The sequence below is a fragment of the Acinetobacter lwoffii genome (genome assembly GCF_029024105.1).
In the GTDB taxonomy this organism is placed as follows: domain Bacteria; phylum Pseudomonadota; class Gammaproteobacteria; order Pseudomonadales; family Moraxellaceae; genus Acinetobacter; species Acinetobacter lwoffii.
Map to the genome: position 1 here is coordinate 1,619,750 of NZ_CP118963.1, position 20,953 is coordinate 1,640,702.

At 41.5% G+C, this 20,953-nt stretch carries 21 protein-coding genes and 2 pseudogenes; 12 read left to right on the forward strand and 11 right to left on the reverse strand.

Going from position 1 to position 20,953, the window contains the following annotated elements:
• Positions 1 to 63 precede the first annotated feature (63 nt).
• Genes PYW33_RS07775 through PYW33_RS07785 form a run of 3 tightly spaced genes read left to right on the forward strand, consistent with a single transcriptional unit; the run spans position 64 to position 3,747 of the window.
• Entirely contained in the window at positions 64 to 1,749 is a 1,686-nt protein-coding gene (locus PYW33_RS07775) for a phosphoethanolamine transferase (RefSeq protein ID WP_004646903.1), read from the forward strand.
• A gap of 1 nt (position 1,750) precedes the next feature.
• Positions 1,751 to 2,422 (forward strand): response regulator transcription factor, encoded by a 672-nt coding sequence (locus PYW33_RS07780; protein WP_004646901.1) that lies wholly within the window; start codon positions 1,751 to 1,753, stop codon positions 2,420 to 2,422.
• Between the two features lie 5 nt (positions 2,423 to 2,427).
• Complete coding sequence (locus PYW33_RS07785; RefSeq protein ID WP_004646900.1) at positions 2,428 to 3,747, forward strand: sensor histidine kinase; 1,320 nt, start codon at positions 2,428 to 2,430, stop codon at positions 3,745 to 3,747.
• 27 nt (positions 3,748 to 3,774) lie between these two features.
• On the opposite strand, the gene PYW33_RS07790 is transcribed toward PYW33_RS07785, so the two are convergent.
• The gene (locus PYW33_RS07790) at positions 3,775 to 4,485 is read right to left on the reverse strand and encodes a phosphatase PAP2 family protein (RefSeq protein WP_004646899.1); all 711 of its coding nucleotides are present in this window, start codon (positions 4,483 to 4,485) and stop codon (positions 3,775 to 3,777) included.
• A 39-nt stretch (positions 4,486 to 4,524) separates the two neighbouring features.
• Positions 4,525 to 4,911, reverse strand: coding sequence for a diacylglycerol kinase (locus PYW33_RS07795; RefSeq protein ID WP_004646898.1), 387 nt, complete (start codon positions 4,909 to 4,911; stop codon positions 4,525 to 4,527).
• A gap of 188 nt (positions 4,912 to 5,099) precedes the next feature.
• Between PYW33_RS07795 and PYW33_RS07800 the strand changes: the two are divergent.
• The 6 genes and pseudogenes from PYW33_RS07800 to PYW33_RS07825 all read left to right on the forward strand — a co-directional run bounded on the left by PYW33_RS07800 (position 5,100) and on the right by PYW33_RS07825 (position 10,240).
• Positions 5,100 to 5,833, forward strand: a pseudogene (locus PYW33_RS07800) (thermostable hemolysin).
• 35 nt (positions 5,834 to 5,868) lie between these two features.
• A complete protein-coding gene (locus tag PYW33_RS07805; protein ID WP_004646895.1) occupies positions 5,869 to 6,576 on the forward strand; it encodes an AMP-binding protein in 708 nt (235 codons plus the stop codon).
• Positions 6,461 to 7,357, forward strand: a complete 897-nt coding sequence (locus tag PYW33_RS07810) for an AMP-binding protein (protein WP_252509244.1) — start codon at positions 6,461 to 6,463, stop codon at positions 7,355 to 7,357. Before PYW33_RS07805 ends, PYW33_RS07810 begins: the two co-directional genes overlap by 116 nt.
• Before the next feature lie 194 nt (positions 7,358 to 7,551).
• Complete coding sequence (locus PYW33_RS07815) at positions 7,552 to 8,286, forward strand: TauD/TfdA family dioxygenase (protein WP_023278684.1); 735 nt, start codon at positions 7,552 to 7,554, stop codon at positions 8,284 to 8,286.
• A gap of 9 nt (positions 8,287 to 8,295) precedes the next feature.
• The gene (locus PYW33_RS07820) at positions 8,296 to 8,571 is read left to right on the forward strand and encodes a hypothetical protein (RefSeq protein WP_004646892.1); all 276 of its coding nucleotides are present in this window, start codon (positions 8,296 to 8,298) and stop codon (positions 8,569 to 8,571) included.
• 334 nt (positions 8,572 to 8,905) lie between these two features.
• Entirely contained in the window at positions 8,906 to 10,240 is a 1,335-nt protein-coding gene (locus tag PYW33_RS07825; protein WP_004646891.1) for an ISNCY family transposase, read from the forward strand.
• Positions 10,241 to 10,361: 121 nt separating this feature from the next.
• Here PYW33_RS07825 and PYW33_RS07830 read toward each other — a convergent pair whose 3' ends face one another.
• From PYW33_RS07830 to PYW33_RS07870, 9 genes and pseudogenes are all read right to left on the reverse strand, one after another.
• Entirely contained in the window at positions 10,362 to 11,093 is a 732-nt protein-coding gene (locus tag PYW33_RS07830) for an OmpA family protein (RefSeq protein WP_043962853.1), read from the reverse strand.
• Positions 11,094 to 11,305: 212 nt separating this feature from the next.
• Positions 11,306 to 12,982: pseudogene (locus PYW33_RS07835) on the reverse strand (ImcF-related family protein); the annotation flags it as partial.
• A 93-nt stretch (positions 12,983 to 13,075) separates the two neighbouring features.
• The gene (locus tag PYW33_RS07840) at positions 13,076 to 13,837 is read right to left on the reverse strand and encodes an alpha/beta fold hydrolase (RefSeq protein ID WP_004280222.1); all 762 of its coding nucleotides are present in this window, start codon (positions 13,835 to 13,837) and stop codon (positions 13,076 to 13,078) included.
• 915 nt (positions 13,838 to 14,752) lie between these two features.
• Positions 14,753 to 15,121 carry a hypothetical protein gene (locus tag PYW33_RS07845; protein ID WP_004280221.1) on the reverse strand — a complete coding sequence of 123 codons (369 nt, stop codon included), beginning with the start codon at positions 15,119 to 15,121 and terminating at the stop codon, positions 14,753 to 14,755.
• A complete protein-coding gene (locus tag PYW33_RS07850) occupies positions 15,122 to 15,484 on the reverse strand; it encodes an immunity protein Imm33 domain-containing protein (RefSeq protein ID WP_004646887.1) in 363 nt (120 codons plus the stop codon).
• Between the two features lie 129 nt (positions 15,485 to 15,613).
• On the reverse strand, positions 15,614 to 16,216 hold the full coding sequence (locus PYW33_RS07855) for a nitroreductase family protein (RefSeq protein ID WP_004280217.1): 603 nt from the start codon (positions 16,214 to 16,216) through the stop codon (positions 15,614 to 15,616).
• A 431-nt stretch (positions 16,217 to 16,647) separates the two neighbouring features.
• The gene (locus tag PYW33_RS07860; RefSeq protein WP_004280216.1) at positions 16,648 to 17,139 is read right to left on the reverse strand and encodes a hypothetical protein; all 492 of its coding nucleotides are present in this window, start codon (positions 17,137 to 17,139) and stop codon (positions 16,648 to 16,650) included.
• Positions 17,140 to 17,265: 126 nt separating this feature from the next.
• Positions 17,266 to 18,660, reverse strand: coding sequence for a class II fumarate hydratase (gene fumC / locus PYW33_RS07865; RefSeq protein ID WP_004280213.1), 1,395 nt, complete (start codon positions 18,658 to 18,660; stop codon positions 17,266 to 17,268).
• 138 nt (positions 18,661 to 18,798) lie between these two features.
• On the reverse strand, positions 18,799 to 19,809 hold the full coding sequence (locus tag PYW33_RS07870; protein ID WP_004280212.1) for an NAD-dependent epimerase/dehydratase family protein: 1,011 nt from the start codon (positions 19,807 to 19,809) through the stop codon (positions 18,799 to 18,801).
• A gap of 70 nt (positions 19,810 to 19,879) precedes the next feature.
• Between PYW33_RS07870 and tusD the strand changes: the two genes are divergently transcribed.
• Genes tusD through PYW33_RS07885 form a run of 3 tightly spaced genes read left to right on the forward strand, consistent with a single transcriptional unit; the run spans position 19,880 to position 20,945 of the window.
• Entirely contained in the window at positions 19,880 to 20,248 is a 369-nt protein-coding gene (tusD, locus tag PYW33_RS07875) for a sulfurtransferase complex subunit TusD (protein WP_004280211.1), read from the forward strand.
• 44 nt (positions 20,249 to 20,292) lie between these two features.
• The gene (locus PYW33_RS07880; protein WP_004280210.1) at positions 20,293 to 20,643 is read left to right on the forward strand and encodes a hypothetical protein; all 351 of its coding nucleotides are present in this window, start codon (positions 20,293 to 20,295) and stop codon (positions 20,641 to 20,643) included.
• A 17-nt stretch (positions 20,644 to 20,660) separates the two neighbouring features.
• Positions 20,661 to 20,945 (forward strand): DsrH/TusB family sulfur metabolism protein, encoded by a 285-nt coding sequence (locus PYW33_RS07885; protein WP_004646886.1) that lies wholly within the window; start codon positions 20,661 to 20,663, stop codon positions 20,943 to 20,945.
• Positions 20,946 to 20,953 lie beyond the last annotated feature (8 nt).

A 20,953-nucleotide genomic window follows, 5' to 3' on the forward strand; every position in this document is an offset into this window, starting at 1 on the left:
TTAAGCCATTTTTAAGTTTCAGATTCTAGGCTAAAGCATCTTAAAGTCTTTGAGCCACGGATCATGCTGAAGCTGTTTTCCCATTCGTCTTTTTTTAGTCAGCGACCTAAAAAGTCGATTAGTCTTTCAGGCTTCAACATGTTGCTGGCTATGTGGCTGGGATTGATCCTAAACTTTGCTTTCTACCAGAAAATTCATGAATTTACACCTTATACCAATCTGAAAGCAGGCGTATTACTGGTCGCTACGGCACTGATTATTATTGCCTTTTACAATCTGATACTACAGTGGCTGAACTGGAAATGGAACGCCAAAATACTGGCCAGCGCCCTGATCATTTTGGGTGGTTTTAGTGCTTATTTTGTCAATAGTCTGGGGGTCGTTATTACGCCAGACCAGATTCAGAATATGCTGCAAACCGATGCCCGCGAAGTTCGAGATCTCTGGTCAATGCGACTGGTCATCTGGACACTAGTATTTGTAGTTTTTCCACTTTTTATCATCTGGATGCTTAAAATTCAGCCTGCATCGCTTGGGCATCAGCTGGTGCATAAAAGCCTGAGCAGTGTAGTCTCACTCGGACTGATTCTAGGTTTATTGTTCTGTTTCTATGTCGATTATGCCGCCATCTTCCGTGAGCACCGCGATCTGAAGGGTATGCTTTCTCCACAAAATAGCATCGCGTCCACCTTGTCCTATTATAAAAAGAAAGCACCTAAAGCGAATTTACCTTTGGTGGCTTTTGGCGAAGATGCACATCTGTTACAGCAGGCCCAAATGCAGGATCATCCCAAATTGATGGTGCTGGTGGTTGGGGAGACTGCACGTGCCGAGAGTTTTGCTTTAAATGGTTATGCACGCAATACCAATCCTGAACTGAGCAAGTTACCAGTAATTAATTTCAATCAGGTCAGCTCTTGTGGAACTGCAACAGCCGTTTCAGTCCCTTGTATGTTTTCGGGCATGTCACGTGAAACCTATGATGAACAGTTAGCCAGCCACCGAGAAGGTTTACTGGATATTGCTCAGCGCGCCGGGTATCAGGTGACCTGGATTGATAATAACTCGGGCTGTAAAGGTGCCTGTGACCGGGTACAAAAATACCAGATTCCGGCACAACTGAAACAGAAGTGGTGTGATGCCGGTGGTGAATGTTTTGATGAAATCCTGGTGGATAGCCTGAAAGATTATCTGGCACATCTGGATAAAAACAACCCGAAACCACAATTAATTGTACTGCATCAGATGGGTAGTCATGGCCCCGCATATTACAAGCGTTCCAAAGCGCCATATCAGCCATTTCAACCGACCTGTAATACCAATGCTATTCAGGGCTGCAGTACAGAAGAATTAAAGAATAGCTATGATAATTCGATTGTATATACAGACCATGTTCTTGCCCAGATCATTGAAACTTTAAAGCAGCAGACTCAATATCAGACCGGTTTCTGGTACCTGTCTGATCATGGAGAATCCACCGGAGAGCATGGTTTATACCTGCATGGTGCTCCTTATAGCATGGCGCCGACCCAGCAAACCCATGTCCCGATGCTGATGTGGTTCTCCGATGCCTGGAAGCAGCAGAATACCCAGCAGGTCAGCTGTCTCAAAGGACAGACCAACCAAGCCCGTAGTCAGGATCATCTTTTCCCCAGCTTATTAAGCTTGCTGGATATAAAAACGCAAGTGACTGAAGCTAAAAATGATATGCTTGCACAATGCTCACCATCATTAAAGAACAGAGCTTGAAATGCATAAAATACTGATTATTGAAGACGACTTTATGATTGCCGAGTCGACTGAAACATTGCTCAAGCTGCATCAGTTTGATGTGCATTGGGTCAATAATGGGATTGAGGGTTTAAAACAGTTACAGCAGCAGGTCTACGATATTGTCCTGCTCGATTTAGGCTTGCCGATGATGGATGGCATGCTGGTGCTAAAAAATATCCGGCAGAAGTTTCCGAATTTACCGGTGCTGATTATCTCCGCCCGGGATCAGTTACAAAACCGGGTGGATGGGCTGAATCAGGGAGCAGATGATTACTTGATTAAACCCTATGAATTTGACGAGTTGCTGGCCCGTATTCATGCCTTAATACGCCGTAGTGGTTTAAAAAATACCGGGATAGATACGAATAAGAAATTATCACACAGCGGTTTGGAACTAGATCTGGAGCAGCATATCGCTCTGTTTAATGGACAGGCTATAGAATTATCCAATCGGGAATGGTCCATCTTAATGGCTATGTTAAATCATCCGAATAAAATTTTTTCCAAGAATGATCTGGAAGACAAGCTTTATGACTTTGACAGTGATGTCAGCAGTAATACGGTAGAAGTCTATATCCATCATCTGCGGGCAAAATTAGGAAAAGACTTCATACGTACCATACGTGGGCTAGGGTATCGCTTAGGATGAGCGCCATGCAGAAACGTTATTCCTTGCAAAAACGTCTGGTTATTTATATTTCACTGTTTAGCGTGGTGCTGGGCTGTGTGCTGATCTTTGCTGCATACCGGATTGCGCTCGAAGAAATTAACGAGGTACTGGATAAACAGATGCAAAGTCTGGCAGAACGTATTTCAGAAAATCATCCGCAACCCTTACAAAGTCAAATCGATCTGGCAAAACAGTACAGTGAAGAAGATTTATTTGTAGATATCTGGTCCTATACAGATACAGCCACTTCCTTGCATCTGCAGGATGTTCTGGTGGCGCCGGTCAGGAAAGCAGGTTTCTACAAGCATCAAACGCCGTATGGAACCTGGTTAACTTATATTATTCCTGCTAAGCAATTACAGATTCAGGTGAGCCAGCAGCAAAATGTCCGGCAGGAACTGGCGCTGGAGCTGGCAGCCAATATGTTTCTTCCTTATGTGCTTTTTTTACCTTTTGCATTATTCAGTTTAGGCTGGATGATCCGGAAAAATTTTCAGCCGCTCAATGATTTTAAAACTGAATTGGCCAGCCGCAAGGCACAAGACTTAAAGCCAATTGCAATGAAAGATTATCCCTTGGAGCTGGAACCGACCATTCAGGAAATGAATTATTTGTTTGGCCGCATTTCTCTGGCCCAACAGGAACAACGTCAATTTGTAGCAGATTCTGCCCATGAATTACGCACGCCACTGACAGCACTAAACTTACAGCTGCAAATTTTGCTACAGCAGTTCCCTCAAAGCGAGTCTATCCATAATTTGAGTCAAGGCATTTTGCGTATGCAGCATCTGGTCAACCAGTTATTGAGTCTGGCAAAACAGGATGTGACCGAAGGTTTAAGCGAACCTGTTCAATTGCTATCACTGAATCAAATGACAGCCACCTGTATCGAAGAACTAATTCAATTGGCGCTACAGAAAGACATTGATTTGGGCGTAGAACAGCAACAGGAACTGCAGATTCAGGGCCGGGCTTCAGCTTTGCACTCGATTATTTATAATTTAATTGATAATGCAATTAAATACAGTCCGAAGGATGGCGTGATTAATGTATCTATTTTCCAGCAAGGCCGGCAGGCGGTTTTACAAATTGAAGACAGTGGGGCAGGGATAGATCCTGCTCAATTCAATCAGATCCGGCAACGCTTCTACCGGATACATAACCATGCAGAAATTGGCAGCGGTTTGGGTTTATCCATTGTAGATAAAGCCACCGAGCGCTTGGGTGGAACACTAGAATTTTCGCGAAGTACCAATCTGAGTGGCCTTTGTGTACAGGTCAAGCTTCCTTTAATCGAAGCCTAAGCGAATAAGCTTCTGGTTTTTTTGGAGTTAAGGTTGCCTGATACTAGAGAGTATAGGAGTGGTCTTTTCTATGGGTAGTTTATGGCTAAACAGCGTATAGCCAATGACATTCATGCACCAGATAATCCAGCCAGTCCATAAATTATGACTCAGGAAATGTGCTCCGCGCATCATTTGTGCCCAGCCCATGGTCAACCCTAAAATTACTGCAGCGATCAGAAGAAAATAAGCACGCTTGCGGTTAGAAATGCGATAAACAAAATAACCAGCCATCAACGCAAAACCACTAGATGCATGCCCTCCAGGAAAACAGTGGCCCGCAGTAGCACTAAAATCCCACAAAATCCCGTTATGGGTAGGTATGGTCATATCCCAGGGACAGGCATGGGCCGACTGAGATTTTAAAATTCCGATCGAGGCCGTGGTCAGCACCACCATGCTAAAGAAATAGCCAAATTCCCAGCGCTGCGTATGCCAGTTCTGCCATTTTAGTGATGCCAACCAGGCCAGTAATAATGTGATATACACCAGAATCAGCAGGTCTTTAACATAGCGATGATTGAGTTCTGCCAGTGCCCATTGTTGTCGAAGGGGAAATTGACCCTGATCATCGATAAAGGGATAGATGAGCTGCAAGTCCAGCACTCCTCCAATATCAAAGAAGTTGAGAAGAATCAAAAAACTGAAGATCAAAAGTAAGGTTTGGGTCAGTAAAAACCGGGAACGGTCAGTGATCATTTTTAAGTTGTCCATTTCAGGCAGTAGCAAGAGCAGAGGTCAAATCAAATGACCAGCCAAAATGATGCCCCAGGTCAGGGCAATTAAACTGAGTGCTACAAACTGAGCCGCACTGCCCATATCCTTGGCATTTTTAGACAGTTCATGCCGTTCCATGGAAATACGATCTACCACTGCCTCTATCGCTGAGTTAATCAGTTCAATGATCAACGCCAATAGGCACACGGCGACCATGAGCGCTTGCTCAACTCGGATAACTGGCATCCAAAAGCTTAGAGGAATCAAAATAAGATTAATCAGCAGGATCTGCCGGAAGGCGGCCTCATTTTGAAAGGCGGTTTTAAAGCCAGCCATGGAATAACGGGTCGCATTAAAAATACGCTGCGTTCCTGAGGTGCCTTTATAAGGTGATCGGTAGGAAGACATAAAGCAGATTCAGTTCAATAGAGAGATAGGAATAACTTAAATTTTCAATCTTAAAATGCTCTTAAAAAACCGGCCGTTCTCTGGGTTTTTTATACACACAGCTTTTACATTCTTTTGCACAAAATTAAGAATTTTTTAAGTTTGGACTTCTATCTTGAGTAGCAAGTTAATTTCGTGGTGTGAGCCAAATGATCAAGTTTAGTTTTGATCCTTATTTCTCTAGTCAGATTCACTTTCTAAATACATATTTCAAGCAGCCTGAATATAAAAAACAAACCCATCACAATAAATTTTTACTACAAGTACCTCCGGCGTATCCGGTAATTTCAGCACAGGATCAATCGCTACATTTGACGGTCAAAACTGTAGAACAAAGAGAGACACCTGAACGCCGTAGCCTGGAAAATTTTATTCAGGAAAAATATCAGCAAGTCCATCAGGCCACTGTATCGAGCTTCTCTTCGACCCTGTTTGCCGGTTATCACGGAGCCGAGATGCAGGTGGTGATTGGTATGCAGCATTTAAATCAATTTAATGCCTTTCTGGAACAGTATCTCGATGAACCCGTTGAAAACATATTAAGCAAACTGAGCCAGACCAGGGTCAGCCGAGACAAAGTAGTAGAAATTGGCAATCTGGCAGCACTAGATATGGACAAAGCCAAACTGATGGTGGCCTTTCTGGTTTTTCATCTCTCGCAGCAACACATCGAATGGGCAGTATGTACCGGAACAACTGCAGTACGTTATGTGCTGCAACAGATGGGATTACATTCCATGTACTTGAAAAGGCTGACCCGCAAGTCCTAGGAGAGGCACAGCACCTGTGGGGCAGCTATTACCAGCAGAAACCTTATGTCCTGGCGATTGATGTGGCAGAAGCCCTACAAGTCGCTCGTCAACTTTATCAATTTAGTCATTAAAGCATTTTGCTTGTTTACCGAGGCACAGAATTTAAATGATGACTGCTTTATTTGAACATATCAGCCTACAAGCACACCAGTATCCGCAGCGAGAAGCTGTGGTTACCGCACAGGCAACACTGAGCTATGCGGAACTACAACGGCGGATAGAATTATTGAGTGCCAGTTTCATGCAGCTTAATCTGCGACGTCTGACCTTATGGGGCGTGAACAGCATCGACTGGATTGTGGTCGATCTTGCCGCACAAAAAGCCGGCATGACTGTAATACCTGTTCCTCTATTTTTTACTGTAGCCCAAGTACGGCATCTGCTTTCCGACAGCCAAACAGAGCTGCTCTGTATTCTGGATGAATCTTTCTGTGCACCAGAATGGCTGTTAAATCTGGCTCAAGACATGAGTAGAGATGAGATTTTTATTGCTGGCCAGCTACATGCGCGCTTTTTTCAGCTAGAGCAGGCAGTACAGCATTCAGCTCCTTTACAAACCCAGCAGCCGGCAAAAATCACTTATACCTCAGGCAGTACCGGAACACCGAAAGGCGTGTGTCTGGTAGAAGATACCATAGAATCAATTACGCATTCATTCACTCAGTCAGGCACTGGCCAGCAGTCAGCTTGGACGGCATTTGTGCCTGATTCCATTTGCCACCTTGCTGGAAAATATTGCCGGCATTTATGTCGCACTGAGCATGGGACGCGCCGTAATTGTTGGCGAGGTGAGCCAGTTCGGTCTGGTATCTAACCATACTTTTGATACACAGCGGTTTGTAAATGCAGTGCAGAGCTATCAAATCGAAAGTGTGATTTTATTACCGCAGATGCTGAAAGCGATTGTGGAATATAGCGCTGAACACGGTGCTGCAGGGTTCAAGACGCTGAAATTTATTGCGGTCGGTGGAGGGAAAGTCTCTGCTGATTTACTCAAACAGTGTCAGCAACTTAACCTTCCGGTTTATGAGGGGTATGGCCTGTCCGAGTGTACCTCGGTAGTCAGCCTGAATCTGCCGGATGCACGCCGTATTGGCAGTGTGGGTCGGGTTTTACCGCATGTCGAAGTTGAGATTGCAGCCAACAGCGAAGTGGTGGTGAAAGGTAATGCCATGCTGGGTTATGTCAATGATCAGGCCGCGACACCGTATATTCATACGGGTGATGCCGGCTATTTTGATGAGGAAGGCTATTTGTACATTACCGGACGCATCAAGCAGATGATTATCAGCAGTTTTGGACGCAATATTTCCCCGGAATGGGTTGAGTCCAACAGTCTGACCGAGCCGGAAATCCAGCAGATTGCCATTTTTGGCGAAGCCCAGCCCTATCTGTCGGCTGTGATTTATGCCCCTAATGACACCTCAGACCAGCAACTGGTAGCAGCGATTCAACGGGCCAATAGCCGGATGCCAGACTATGCTCAGATCAAACACTGGTGTAGATCTCCAGAGCCATTTTCCCTGAACAAACCAGATGTTGACCGACAACGGCAAACTGCGCAGACAGCAGATCCAGCAAAAGTTTCAGGCTGAACTGATACCGGACGAGTCCCAATCTATTTTTGCATAGTTCACAGACCCATAGATCTGTTGAATGAGAGCGAACACATGAATATTGCACAGCAAGCTTTGCACACCACCCCTAAACAGATTAAAACGCAATTGGTAGAACAGGGCTGGGTTTGTTAAGACATGAACACTATGACGTGACATCGTTTAGTGAGCTCATGAATAGGTTGTGCCAGCGGCTGACCTATGATCCGGCGCGGGAAAACATCACCCGGCAGTCCCAGAGAGTTGATGCCGGTACCCAGGCCATGGGACTACATATTGAAAATGGTACGACGCCTTTACCGCCCGATATCATCGCCTTTTTCAGTGAGAAAAGTGCTTCGCGCGGTTCGCAGACTACCTTATGTGATGGGCATGAAGTCTGGAAAAATATGTCGGATGCTCTCAAGCAGAAATTTGCCGAACCGATGATCATTAGCCGTTATTTACCCAAACCGATCTGGCAGAAATATGTGGCCACTGCCTTGAATATTGAAAATGCAGAGCAGGTCGGCCAGCAGGAGCTACAACATTTTATCCAGATGGTGCCTGGACAGCAGATTAGCCCGACACATGATGGGGGAGTGTACTACCATTTAAATATGCCGATGGTCCGCCATGACAATCTTAAGGGTGTTCCAGCCTTCGCCAATACCTTACTTGGGCCTTCTTACAATTATGAAAAACCCCGTTTTTATTTTGCAGACGGTTCAGAAATCAGTTCAGACTTACTCGCAGAACTGGCAGAGCGCTGTGAAACCCAGACTTCAGAAATTGACTGGCAGGATGGTGATCTGGTGATCATTGATAACAAACGCTTTATGCGTGGCTTAAGGAGCAGGCAAGGACGGGAAATATTTGCTATCGTTACCATAAGTACAGACGCGCCAGTGTTTCGATCCTCAACTTGAGATCATGTGATGCAACTCATTCAGTTTAATTTAGATTATTTAGACAAGACTTTATCTGATCAACAACGTATTGAATATAAACAAATTATTGACTATGAAATTGTCAAGGAAAGTATTTGTAGCTTGATATTTAAATTAAGCAGACAAACGAAATTAGCTGACCCTGAACAACAAGACGTACTTCAAAAAAATATAAATAAACTCATCTACATAAGAGATCATTTACAAATTCACGATAGAGCATCCATTCAAAAAATTATGGCTGAGATCAAGTCTTATCAATAATGATATTGATGTCATAGCCACGCAGATTTGCGTAAGCTTGCTTGCACGCAAATCGAGTAGCGATCTGATTTCTGCATAACTTATATTATATTCATTAACAGATGCTTGACAGCGATGTCACTGGTTACATAAGCTGTCAAGCACAGCACCAACGATTGAAATGAGTTGCGGTAACGCAACTAAATTAGGGTGCTGTCGTAGAGATGTTATTTAACATAATATACATTATACGAAATACTATTGTTAGAACCCATTTAAAGTGTCTATATTCTCACCAATAAAAATGTCTGGTTTATGATGGTTTTTATCACCATGGACTGGATATAAAATATAGATGCTGATCACTATGTCTGATAAAGAAATTCAACGTCTTGCAGTTCTGCAAGACGTTAGAGATCATCGTATTACCCAGGTCCGTGCTGCTGAAATCCTGAATCTTTCCACCCGTCAAATTACCCGGTTATTGCAGAAGCTCAATCAAGATGGTGTCTCAGGTATGGCACATGCCAGTCGTGGTCAACCGGGTCATCGTCGCCATGACGTCCTGTTAAAATCAGAATGTCTTTCCATTATTTCTGAACATTTACTTGGCTTTGGTCCTACATTGGCTCATGAGAAGCTCAGCAGCATGTTTGGCCTGCATATCCCGGTAGAAACGGTTCGTCGCTGGATGACTGCAAATGACCTCTGGATTCCTCGATCCAAGCGCCTGAAACGTCCATATCAGCCTCGATACAACCGTGATTGCTTCGGTGAGCTGATCCAGATCGATGGCTCATATCATGACTGGTTTGAAGGTCGAGCTTCCAAATGCTGCTTGCTAGTTTATATCGATGACGCCACTGGAAAGCTGTTGCATCTGCGCTTTTGTGAGGCTGAAACGACCTTTGATTATATGCTTTCAACCCGAGCCTACATTGAGCAATACGGCAAGCCTTTAGCGTTTTATAGCGATAAACACTCGGTATTCCGAGTGAATCAGAAATCGAGCCAAGATAGCCAGATCACGCAATTTGGGCGGATTCTGAATGAGTTAAATATTGATATTATCTTCGCCAACTCACCCCAGGCCAAAGGCCGTGTGGAACGTGCCAATAGAACACTCCAGGATCGCCTGATCAAGGAAATGCGCCTAGAAGGTATCTGTTCAATTGCCGAGGCAAATGCCTGGCTGCCCTGCTTTATTGAGCATTTCAATCAGAAGTTTGCCAAGTGTGCGCGAGACTCAAAGAATTTACATCGGCCATTAACCGAATCTCATCTTGAACTGGATGATATTTTTACCTGGCAGGAACTGCGTAAGGTCACCAAGAATCTGACCCTGACCTATGACAAATGTATTTATCTGCTTGAACCGACAGAGCTGAATCATAAGCTTGTTGGGCAATATATTTCATTTCTGGAGTACCCGGATGGGACTGTGGCCCTCATGCACGAGGGACGAAAGCTCAACTACAGCATTTTCAATAAATTAGCTGGGCTACAGCAGAATGAGATCGTTGAGAATAAACGGTTAGGTACAGTTCTGGCACATATTCAGCAACAGCATGAAGAGTTGGAAAAACAGAATAAACGTTCCCGTCTCAAGAAAAGTATGCCGAGTTGTAAAGCTCAGAAAGCTGTTATTGAACAAAGAAAGTTAAATCCTGTGCTTGACTCTTGTGGTTAAAAACAGGACATTTTAAATGGTTTATCGCATAGACATTTTAATTGGTGAATAACACAACCTAATATGTTCATATAACTGCATTCACCATATACTTATAGCTGCTGCTCAAGCAACTTAAACGTTAAAGCACTTCAAATTCAATCCGACGATTTCTCTTGCGACCATCAGCTGTTGCATTATCCGCTACAGGTTTACTTGAACCTGAGCCTTTAGTACTCAGTAAATGTGTTGGAACATTTTTTGCGATTAAATAAGATTTCACTGCTTCTGCACGTTGCTGACTCAACATGAGATTTTTATTAATATCGCCTGAACTATCCGTATGTCCAATAATCCGTATTTTTTTGCCGCTAACCTTATTTAAGGCACTGACCATTTCATCCAGAATTTGTATACCTGAGGTTGCTAATACTGCACTGCCAGATTCAAATTCAATAATCCGGTTCTTTAATGCAGCATCAATAATCCGCTGTTCGGCCTGATTGACTGAAAGCTGTGCATTTAAACGATAATTTTCAGGTATTAAACCCTTAAATTTTTCTGTAGTATCCTGAATTTCATAAAAATTTGATACTTTACCCGTTAGCTTAATATCAGAACCTTTAACCGTTAACGTTCCCTGTTTAACTTTTTTAAGGTCTTTATTAATCACATCACTGACTATATTCGACCAATCCGTTGATGCCACTACTTGACGAATCTGAATGCGATCTATCACATTTTCCTGACCATAATTTGAATGCAATTTCGCCAAAATAGCTTGCTTACTATTGTTATTCGGTACATTACCTTCAGCAATTACAGGTTGTGCATGCACATTAAAACCAATTAAAAAACAGGATAAAATAATGATTTTATTTAACTTTAAGTATTTATTTTCATTTTATGCTTCTATAAATGTTTATTTAATTAATTTAATGCCTTGAGTCAGGCTCATCTGATTTTCAGTTAAAGACTATTCTAGTGCCGCCAACCTTGAATTATTTTCTACATTAAAATTAGTTGTTTTTAATTCATATCAATTCACCCACGTGATCCATTTACAATATAATTGATTGATCAATGTCATGGCGCTGAAGTTCCTATGTTTGCAGCAGCCGTGGTAGTTGTCTGAACAGTTTTTCCTGATATCGTCTTATTCTGAGCTGCGACCACTCTTACTGCTTTATTCGAAACCACCTGATCCACCAACTGCAAATTACTATAACTTGGATTACTTCCGATAGAACTTGTATTATTCCCACTCACCAACCGAAAATTGGTCTTCACAAATAGTTCAGGATTCTCTTTACTGCGCCAGACCATTTCAAAAATATTGCCTTTTTGTGTACGCTGAGCACTATCAATCAAACGATTGATTCCATATTCCCCAGGCTCATCAAAAATGGTATGGGTCTTCCCTTCCAAATCAATCACCGTGATCCGTGCGCCTGGAATTGCGCCGGAATTTGGCCAGATAAAATTCACCCATTGTTGAATTCCGTTTTTAAATAGCATTCTTTGTCCATCAATATCAATGGTATAAGCCAATAAATGAGCCTGTTCCAGTGGGTAAAACTGGAAATTAGATTGATTGGGTCTCACTGCCTGACGACTGGTATTATTTAACTCACCAGTTGCCATACCATTCACAGGCGCGACATAATTTTGAAAGTTTGCAACAAACACAGGATTTAGATTAAGCCCTAAATCTTGCCAGGTTTTCGAGCTTAAGCTATAGCCACGACGGATCACTAAGGGATCAAGATGCTCTTTGACAAAACGGGAAATACTGCCATTTTCACCAAAAATCTGATTAATTTCTTGAGAGGTTGCCTGTAAGCTACCTTGACTGCTAAACGGATATTTTTGCGATAAATTTGCATTAAATGGTTGATAGGCCTGTATTAGCCAGAGTTCGTTCATTTCAGCTTGTGCCGGAAGCATCAGACTTTCAAAGGAACGTGTGAGAGGAACACTAAACAACTTCTTAATCAGCTGTTGATCCAGCTCATGGGTTCCTACCGACATTTTCTCATCCACAAACTTTTGAGTGATATTAAAGATAGAATTCTGCTCATCAACGGTCTGCTTAAGGAGCATCATGCTCGCCGGACCAATATCTCCAGAACTTTTTAGATCATTAAAGCGACTCCGTATCTTGGCCAGAGATTGCATATACTCATCCAGCAGCGACCGGTTCTGCAAATCATCTCGTGTACGTACAATCTGGTAGAAGATCTGAAAGTCTTTGGCAATCATCCCCTGAGAGAAAGTCGATGCAGAATTCTGTGCCAACTTGCCATCATGACGTTGCAATATCTTGCGTTTAAACCAGGCAATAAAACCTTTTTGTGGAACCGCCAACTCAGCTTGTACCATTGGATTATCCCAGCTGGTTTCTTGCGCTACCCGTTGTATGACTTTACGAATCGGTGAGTTTTCTGGTTCGCTAAGAATATCTATCTGATATGTTTGCTGATTAAAGTCACCGGCCTTGGCATAATAAATGGCACCCAAGAATTTACGCCATTCGCTGATATATTCTTTTTTATACATTTCAGTCAGCTGGCGTCGAATTTGTTCAGGACTGCCACTAAAACTCAAATCATCAGACTGTGATGTATTAAGTACCCAATCTTTACTTTCAGTTGGGCTTTGCGCCGCGGTTTCTATGGCAGGTTGTACATATTCGTTCCAGGCTTGATAGCTATAAAAACCGGGTAAGGCATAACTTCCCAACATGGTTGTCTGAGCATTCTCGGTTTAAAGAAAACAGCTGAAATGGCGCATCAACTCATTCATGAAGGACAATTACAGACTCAAACATTTCAGCCTTGAGTGCGAAATCGTAAATTAATTTAGAAAAGTCTGCATATGTTTAATGACTTCATCTGGCTTTTCACCATGCAGCCAATGTCCTGTATTTTCAATGCATTCAATTTTCGCCTGAGAAAATTGTTCATTGATTGCCGCAAAATGTTCAGGTTTTGAGATATAAAAAGAATTACCGCCACGAAGAAATAAAGCTGGCTGATTAACTTTTTCGACCTTTTCCCAAGCCATAATATCTGGATAATGATCAAATAAAGCTTGAACATTAAAGAGCCATTGCCCTTTATTAAAGGATTTTAATAAAAACTGAATTACCATTTCTTCATGAATGTATTCACGCATAATTTTTGCTGCCTCAAGTCGTGAAGCAACATTTGCTTGCTGCACAGCAAATAAGGCTTTAAAAATCTCAGTATGATGACTCTCATGATATTGGATTGGTGTAATATCAAGAACGACCAACTTTTCAGTTTGTACTCGGGCTAAATCAGCCAATTTCATAGCAATTTTTCCGCCCATAGAATGCCCTATTACTATGAACTTTTGAATATTTAAACTTGATAAAGTTTCTAGGACATCTTCCGCCATGAACTGATAATTTAAGTCTGAACTATGACCAGAAAGACCATGATTGCGTACATCAATTTGAAGCACGGTTCTTTGCTCAGAAAAATATCGAGCTAGTATTCCTAAATTACTTAAACTACCGAATAAACCATGAATAAAAATCATTGGAGATAGTACTGACGTTTCGTGGTGTTGGAGTTGATAATTTAGGATCATTTGAGAATTCCGTGATTTCTTTCTTTATTTAAGTGTTTATAATGGATTTATATTGGGAATTAATCAATTGCGAAATTTTTAAATATAAATTTTACTTAGGCTATTTTATGGGGATATATTTTGCTTAGGCTAAATAATTCATAATCGATTTGTAAGTATTTAAAATTACGATTTTAGATCTGGATGGATATTTGGCTATAAATATGAAAGAAGATGGTTGAGTTGTGATGCAGACTAAATAAAATTAATGAAAATCTTAAAACTGGGATTTAATAACATGTAAACCACTTTTAGGTCAGAGTGTTTCTTAAACTAACTCGCTGTTATTACCCAAATAGACTGAGGTAATTTTGAAAATATTGTTTTTAATTATTCATTGCTTATTATTTATCAAAAAATGACTATTCATAAGTAGCTTATTAATCCACTTGATTCTGTTTAGAATAATACGTCTTAAGTCCAAATGAGTTACAGGTAGTAAACATCAACATTATAAATTTCCCCTCTCCCCCTTTCTTGATAAAGTTGTTAAAATTATGTATTGCTTAGGCTATTTTAATATCTTAGGATGTTCAAGTTATTAGCTTAAATATAAACGTGCAATCACGCTATCCTACTTAAATTATCCTGTTCAAGAAATTACACCGCATAAATAAGACATTTTTTAGAAATTACAAAACCACGATTATTCATCTATTCTTATCAATAGCTTGAATACAGTGGATATATCCCCGAGGTATGAGGTATTCACATTAAAATAAATTTAAATTAACTTAACAAACTCTTTATCAAATGATATTCGGGAGATGGTCTTTCAGGTTTTAATATCTATAAAATTTGATTGTGAAATAGACTTAGATACTTTATTTTTATTCCACTGCGAAAAACTTTCAAGATAAAAAAGTAGTTTATAACTTATTCTACTTCCCTATTTTTACAAAATACGCTCGCCGTCATTCCAGATTTAGTCAAACTTTGATCCTGCCGCTCAAGAAAATTTCTGGCAATCATAGACATCGTAGGTGCCATATTCAGACTGCTGTTTTCTTCGGACACCTTTTGAATATCCTGATAGGCTTTCAGTCGCTTGCAGAAAGCCTGGCGTTGAGTTTGGGCATCTGCCTTTTGATCATCTTCATCTAAAATATGTTTGGTTTCATTCACGATTTTAGTCTGTGCTGAAATAAACTCATCATAGGCACTTTGTGAAAGCGGCTGTGCGAAGACTACGCTACTCAGTCCTAATAATAATCCAGCACAAATGAAAGATGATTTTTTTAGCATTTAAATTTCTTCTTTCCAGACATCTTCATAATCATCGGCATCGATCATGAAACGAAAACCTGTTTCCAGAGCCAGATACGGTAAAACTTCTGGTGCAATGTCCTGTAATTCACGTACTGTCATGGTTTCAAAAGTTTCTTCACTTGAAGGTTCTCCACCATAAATATACCAGCTAATATTTTCAGCCGTTTCAGGCTTTTTACGGATGCCGACAATCGGATCTTGTTTCAAGGTATGTACGGCCACCGCAACAACATCATCACCCGTGACTTCAACATAAGCCGAGCCTACTTCTTCACAAAGTAGTTTTTGCTCTGCGATCAGTTCTTGTAAAGGTGATAGGTTTTGCGTGTTTTTCGACATTCGGTCTTACTCATCAATTTTCATTAGCACGCTATTTTAACTTAATTTTAATGAAGCTGATTGGGATTTCATCGAGATCTAAAAAATATCTGCCCTTAAACCGTGTTAAGTGCAGATATGGATCTCAGCTTATTGGAATACTTTAAAGCGCTCTTCATCTGCCAGATAATCTTTGGCACGTGGCTCGCCTTCTATCGAACCAAAGACCAACTGTGCACGCAACTTCCAGTTCGATGGAATGTCCCATTCCGCATGTACCTGTTCATCCACGATCGGATTGTAATGCTGCAATGATGCGCCCAGACCTTCTGTATGCAATGCTGTCCAGGTTGCAAATTGTGCGATCGCAGTCGAATGCTCTGCCCAGATTGGGAAGTTATCAGCATAAGATGGGAATTGTTCCTGTAAGCCTTGTACGACTGTGTGATCTTCAAAAAATAAAACGGTACCTAGCCCTGCCGCAAAACTTGCCATTTTTACTGTGGTTTTTGCAGCACTTTCTTCATCTTTAGCATAGCTTTTTAATTTTTCTGCTACAAAGCCCCAGAACTTTTCATGTTCTGAATTGAATAAAATGACGGCGCGTGAAGACTGAGAATTGAAAGAAGATGGGCTTTGCTTAATTGCAGTCTGAATCAAATCAGTTAAATGTTCAGGAGATTGTTCAACATTCTTGGCAATGGCATAAATAGTACGGCGTTTAGTAATTAAATCTAAAAACTGATTCGACATTTTTGAAAATCCTGGGATATATCTTCGGGAAAATTTGAACCTTCAGTTATTTTTATGAAGGATAGCTAATCAATGGAGCTTTTGCTTTAACGTGAGATAAAGCCTATATACCTTAAAAAATAATGGACTCAATTACTAGGCTATTTAATTGATATTTTTATATATTTTTTAGCTAAAAATGATCATTTTCATCTATTTTTTGAACAATCGTTAAAACTACTGCCCTATGCGAGTGCCTGACGCTAAACAATGGTTCAACATGCGCTATTATTGATCAAAATTTTAAGAATGAAAAAGTTCAATGACCATATTTAATATTGCTTAGGCTATTTCAAGAGATCATGCATCATGAAATAAATCTCATATTCCAGATAAAATTAATCCCCCAAAATTGGAGGATTAATTTTATAATTAAAAGCTAAAAAACCGATTTAAAACTTCGCGTTCAGCACCTGAGCAGATACTTTAGTCTTCCAGAGCTCACGTAAAATCGGTAAATAGAATTTCTCACCGAGTTCCACCAGTTCTGCATCAATCAGAGCATGCATCTCATGCATAAACAAATAATCCAGTTCAACTGTGGTTAGTTTAGTCTGCTGTTTTTGATAGTCTTTGCGTTTCTGTTGGGCTTGTTTAACCAGACGATCCGCAAATGCTTTATCTTTAAACTGGGTAATTGCTTTTAATCGAAGTTCGATAATACCCCATCCAGTTAAGAACATCTGGAAGGTTTCAAAATCATCGCTGGTCGATTCCCAAGACATTTCTTCCAGATTTTCATTATCGGGAAGCACAGGTAAAAGAAGTTCCATCACACTTGGGAAAATCTTTTTGAAATTCAGAATAAATTTAACAGGATGCTCACCTGGATAATCCTTGAATTGCACCTTTCTTTGAACATCTGTTAAATAAATATCAAGCATAAAACAATCATCAGTGGTTAATCTCATCTAACATTATTGTACGCAACTCTGCCTGAGATAAAAACCACTGCTGACTATTCCATGATAAAACAGGCGTAAAGATTGAAAATAAAAGTGCTCCGGCCCTTATTTAGCATTCGGTGAGACCATCTGTTCAGGACGCACCACTTCATCAAACTGTTCAGCGGTGACTAAACCCAGTTCAACAGCCACCTGTTTTAAGGTTTTTCCTTCCTTATAAGCTGTTTTGGCAACCTTGGCTGCATTCTCATAACCAATGACCGGATTCAATGCCGTGACCAGCATTAAAGAATCATGCAGGAAATGTTCAATTTTCTCATGATTCGGCTCAATGCCTACGGCGCAATGATCATTAAAACTGTTACACGCATCGCCTAAAAGCTGGATGGATTGCAACAGATTATAGGCAATGACCGGCATAAATACATTCAGTTCAAAGTTACCTGATGCACCTGCCACGTTAATGGTGGTGTCATTTCCGAGAACTTGCGCGACCACCATCGTCATCGCTTCACTTTGCGTCGGGTTCACCTTACCCGGCATGATGCTAGAACCCGGTTCATTTTCAGGAATACGCAATTCACCAAAACCACAACGTGGCCCGCTGGCTAGCCAGCGAATATCATTGGCAATCTTATTCAGGCTAACCGCTAAAGTCTTTAATGCACCAGAAGCAAATACCGCAGCATCACGGCCTGCCAAAGCCTCAAACTTGTTTGGCGCAGTTACAAATGGCAAGCCAGTTAATTGTCCCAGGGTTTTAGCAGACTGAACGGCATAATCAGGATGGGCATTCAGACCGGTACCAACCGCTGTACCGCCTAATGGTAATTCATATAGTCCGACCAATGCCTGTTCTAGACGAAGAAGCCCATGATCCAGCTGAGAGACATAACCGCTGAATTCCTGCCCCAAGGTTAAAGGCGTAGCATCTTGTAGATGTGTCCGGCCAATTTTTACAATATCGGCAAAATCCTGAGATTTGGCATATAAAGTATCGCGTAAACGTGTGACAGCCGGAATTAAAAGTTCATTAATCTGCAAGCTCGCAGCCACATGAATCGCAGTTGGAAATGAATCATTGGTAGATTGGGCACGATTGACATGATCATTTGGATGAACCGGTTTTTGTGCCCCTAAATGATTGCCCAATTTCTGGTTGGCAATATTGGCAATCACCTCATTACAGTTCATATTGCTTTGTGTACCTGAACCAGTTTGCCAGACTACCAGTGGAAATTGACTGTCCCATTTCCCGCTGATGACTTCATCTGCCGCATCCACGATATAGCGTGACAGTTCTTGGGGAATCTGGTTTAGCTCGGCATTGGTCAAGGCAGCCGCTTTTTTGACGAGTCCCATGGCACGAATCATTGGCCGTGGCAACCGCTCATTGCCAATTTTGAAATTTTGCAAGCTACGCTGAGTCTGAGCGCCCCATAAAGCCTCACTCGGTACAGCCACCTCTCCCATCGTGTCATGTTCAATACGTGTTTGCATGTTCAACCTCAATTCTTCTTGCCTGTTACGGATCTTAGGAATTTCTATATCAATGATTTAATCTATTTATTTAAAGTAATCGATTACAGTATCAATGTAAATGATAATTATTATCAAATATAAGCTAAGTTCTCTTACTTACTGCCCTCTGAGCATATTCTGATAAAACAACCATTCATCCTCAAGCATCTTTCTGAGTGATCGCTGAGGTTGCCAATGTAGGATATTTCGCGCTTTTCCAATGTTCGCCCCCAATTGATCCATTTCCGCATGTGGGTATGGCAGAGCATCCATGGTTTTGATTGCAGACTGAGTCACTTCAGCCAGTTGATCTAGCAAATCCTGTATGGAAATCAATTCACCGGCAATATTAAAGGCTTCACATTTTAATTCCTGCTGTTGTGATAGCCATTGCAAGGACTTGATCACGGCATCACAACAGTCTGCGACATGCAGAAAACTGCGTTCTACTGTGCCATCCGCAGTATGGGCCTGACGGCGTAATTCCAGATATTCACGTTGCTGTGCAGCGACCTGCATCGCCAAAGGCAAAATATTTTTCGGTAAAGGTGGCACCGCTTCCCCCAGCACACCGTGTTCAAAGGCGCCGGCGATATTGGATAGACGTAGGATCGCAATCCGCCATTCATTATCAGTTTTGGCAGTATCCCGGATAATTTCCTCAACCATTTGTTGCGATTTGATATAGGGATTCGGATAGGTATAGTTAAAAGGCAGATCTTCGCTTAAATCTGTGCCAGATTGTCCATATACCGCCAGACTGGATAAATGTACCAGATGACGCACTCCGGTACGTTGCATGGCACGCATGAGACTCATAATACAGCTGACATTATCATTATAATATTCAAGTGGTTTTAATACTGATTCTTCCAGTGACTTAAAACTTGCGGTATGTACCACAGCCTGAATCGAATGCTGCTCAAAGACTTTGTTCAATGCTGGGGTATTGCGAATATCAATCTTGATAAAAGGTACGTACATGCCGGAGATAAACTCAAGACGCTCCAGAGTCTGTAAGTTCGCATTGGCCAAATTATCGACCACAATGACCTCTAGTCCTTGTGCTAACAGACTTAAAGCAATATGTGAGCCTAAAAAGCCTAATCCACCCGTCACTAAAATCATTTATACTACCTACTTTCTGATGAAGCCAAGATCAATCTGTTGCTATTGATCAAGCCTGTAGTGAATTTCGATGAGCACCTTAATTCTTGTTACCTCCGCACCGACTTCCATTTATGCCTGGCATGCCCTGGGTTTGGCTCAGGCCTTGCAAGATAAACAGGAAGCATTCCGTGTATTCTTCTATCAGGACGGCGTATCGGTCGCAAATGCACTGCAATGGGTACCCGACGATCAACGTCATCTTACACATGCATGGCAAGCGCTACAGATTCGCCTCCCGGTCTGTGTAAGTGCAGCATTGGCACGTGGAATTACAGATCTGGACAATGCTCGACGTCACAATATTCAGCAGCATAATCTGGCAGATGCCTTTGAATTGGTCGGTTTAGGTGAACTTGCCGATGCTGTTCAGTCCTCACAACGTCTCATTCAATTCTAGATGTTTCATTTTTTAGAATGTGTTGCTTTTCCAAGGAATCTTGTGTGAAATCTGTACTTGTTATATTAACCCAAGCCAATCTGACCAGTCTGCAGGTGCATGAAAGCCTATCGGCTACGATGGTCCTGGCAACTTTTGGCGCAGAAGTTAAAGTCCTGCTACAAAGTGCTGCCCTCAGTTTGCTGCATTCAGACCTGCAATTTGACCAGGTGCATCATGCATTCAAACTGGCATCAAATATGGTCGACAGTTTCGAGTTTTATGATCTCACTCCGATTCTGATTGAGAAAAAAAACCAGCATTCCTCATTTGTGGCACAGAGCGAACAAGAAATCGAATTTATTGAGCTTAATTCTGAATTTATTCAAAGCTTTGATCATGTGATGTATTGGTAAGGAACAAGGATATAAAAATGTCAAATCACACACTTTATCTGATCCAATCCAGCTATTCGGCAACAGCGCAGATCCTAGAGCAACTGGCTCAAACTTATACAATGGGTGATCAGGTCGTACTGATGGGTGAAGCGGTTTTGCTGCTAGAGCATTCATTTCTTCAAAGCTTGCCGAAAATTCACATACTGAAAAATGATGCGGAGTTATTAGTACAGCCTTTGCCTGATCAGATAAAGCTTTTGAATTATGCGGATTTTGCAGATCTTTGCCTCGAGTTTAATCGCTGCATTTCAATGAAATAATAAATGAG

Coding starts and splice junctions, on each gene's coding strand:
- PYW33_RS07775 (WP_004646903.1), top strand. CDS start 64: ATGCTGAAGCTGTTTTCCCATTCGTCTTTTTTTAGTCAGCGACCTAAA.
- PYW33_RS07780 (WP_004646901.1), top strand. CDS start 1,751: ATGCATAAAATACTGATTATTGAAGACGACTTTATGATTGCCGAGTCG.
- PYW33_RS07785 (WP_004646900.1), top strand. CDS start 2,428: ATGCAGAAACGTTATTCCTTGCAAAAACGTCTGGTTATTTATATTTCA.
- PYW33_RS07790 (WP_004646899.1), bottom strand. CDS start 4,485: ATGATCACTGACCGTTCCCGGTTTTTACTGACCCAAACCTTACTTTTG.
- PYW33_RS07795 (WP_004646898.1), bottom strand. CDS start 4,911: ATGTCTTCCTACCGATCACCTTATAAAGGCACCTCAGGAACGCAGCGT.
- PYW33_RS07805 (WP_004646895.1), top strand. CDS start 5,869: ATGATGACTGCTTTATTTGAACATATCAGCCTACAAGCACACCAGTAT.
- PYW33_RS07815 (WP_023278684.1), top strand. CDS start 7,552: ATGAATAGGTTGTGCCAGCGGCTGACCTATGATCCGGCGCGGGAAAAC.
- PYW33_RS07820 (WP_004646892.1), top strand. CDS start 8,296: ATGCAACTCATTCAGTTTAATTTAGATTATTTAGACAAGACTTTATCT.
- PYW33_RS07825 (WP_004646891.1), top strand. CDS start 8,906: ATGCTGATCACTATGTCTGATAAAGAAATTCAACGTCTTGCAGTTCTG.
- PYW33_RS07840 (WP_004280222.1), bottom strand. CDS start 13,837: ATGATCCTAAATTATCAACTCCAACACCACGAAACGTCAGTACTATCT.
- PYW33_RS07845 (WP_004280221.1), bottom strand. CDS start 15,121: ATGCTAAAAAAATCATCTTTCATTTGTGCTGGATTATTATTAGGACTG.
- PYW33_RS07850 (WP_004646887.1), bottom strand. CDS start 15,484: ATGTCGAAAAACACGCAAAACCTATCACCTTTACAAGAACTGATCGCA.
- PYW33_RS07855 (WP_004280217.1), bottom strand. CDS start 16,216: ATGTCGAATCAGTTTTTAGATTTAATTACTAAACGCCGTACTATTTAT.
- PYW33_RS07860 (WP_004280216.1), bottom strand. CDS start 17,139: ATGCTTGATATTTATTTAACAGATGTTCAAAGAAAGGTGCAATTCAAG.
- fumC (WP_004280213.1), bottom strand. CDS start 18,660: ATGCAAACACGTATTGAACATGACACGATGGGAGAGGTGGCTGTACCG.
- PYW33_RS07870 (WP_004280212.1), bottom strand. CDS start 19,809: ATGATTTTAGTGACGGGTGGATTAGGCTTTTTAGGCTCACATATTGCT.
- tusD (WP_004280211.1), top strand. CDS start 19,880: ATGAGCACCTTAATTCTTGTTACCTCCGCACCGACTTCCATTTATGCC.
- PYW33_RS07885 (WP_004646886.1), top strand. CDS start 20,661: ATGTCAAATCACACACTTTATCTGATCCAATCCAGCTATTCGGCAACA.